Genomic DNA, 1,202 nt, shown 5'->3' on the forward strand with positions numbered 1-1,202 from the left:
GCGCCGATGGTACTGCACTCGGGAGGGTGTGGGAGAGTAGGACACCGCCGGACAATCTTCCAGTCGAGGGCCGCCCCAGCAGGGTCGGCCCTCGACTGCGTTAGCGTCCTTGGAGACGCAATGAGGAAGGATGTACCTGTGAGTTCAGGACCGCAGGGCGAGGATCGCCCCCGTCGTTACGAGGACCGCGCCGAGCGTGGGCAGGGGCGCGGCGACGCCCGCCGCGACGACCGTCCGTCGTACCGGGGCGACCGCGACGACCGCTCGGGCGGTCCGCGGGGCGCGTCCCGCGCCGGCGACCGCCGTGAGGGTGGTTTCCGCGGCGGCGACCGCCGCGAGGGCTCCGCCGGTGGTGAGCGCCGTGAGGGTGGCTTCCGCGGCGGTGAGCGCCGTGAGGGCGGCTTCCGTAGTGGTGAGCGCCGTGAGGGCTTCGCCGGTGGGGACCGTCGTGAGGGCGGATTCCGCGGTGGCGACCGCGAGGGCGGCTCCCGTGGCGGTGAGCGCCGCGAAGGTGGCTTCCGCGGTGGTGAGCGCCGTGAGGGCGGCTTCCGTGGCGGGGACCGTCGTGAGGGCTTCACCGGTGGTGAGCGCCGTGAGGGCGGTTTCCGCGGTGGCGACCGTGAGGGTGGCGGTTTCCGTGGCGGTGAGCGCCGTGAGGGCGGTTTCCGCGGTGGCGACCGTGAGGGTGGCGGTTTCCGTGGCGGTGAGCGCCGCGAGGGCGGCTTCCGTGGTGGCGAGCGCCGTGAGGGCTTCGCCGGCGGCGAGCGCCGCGAAGGTGGCTTCCGCGGTGGCGAGCGCCGCGAGGGTGGCTTCCGCGGTGGCGAGCGCCGCGAGGGTGGCTTCCGCGGTGGCGAGCGCCGCGAGGGTGGCTTCCGCGGTGGCGAGCGCCGCGAGGGCGGTTTCCGCGGTGGCGACCGTGAGGGTGGCGGCTTCCGCGGCGGTGAGCGCCGCGAAGGTGGCTTCCGCGGTGGCGAGCGCCGCGAGGGTGGCTTCCGCGGTGGCGAGCGCCGCGAGGGCGGCTTCCGCGGTGGCGACCGTGAGGGTGGCGGCTTCCGCGGCGGTGAGCGCCGCGAAGGCGGCTTCCGTGGCGGTGAGCGTCGCGAGGGCGGCGGCTTCCGTGGTGGCGAGCGCCGTGAGGGCTTCGCCGGTGGCGAGCGCCGCGAAGGTGGCTTCCGTGGCGGCGAGCGCCGCGAGGGCGGCTT

1 protein-coding gene is annotated in these 1,202 nt (G+C 76.0%); it reads right to left on the reverse strand.

The features are described 5' to 3' along the window. Positions 1-144 precede the first annotated feature (144 nt). Positions 145-1,202: hypothetical protein (locus AB0F68_RS35255; RefSeq protein ID WP_357346234.1), on the reverse strand; the 1,058-nt coding region annotated here is incomplete at its 5' end.

This window comes from Micromonospora sp. NPDC023966, from assembly GCF_040639095.1.
Taxonomy (GTDB): Bacteria; Actinomycetota; Actinomycetes; order Mycobacteriales; family Micromonosporaceae; genus Micromonospora.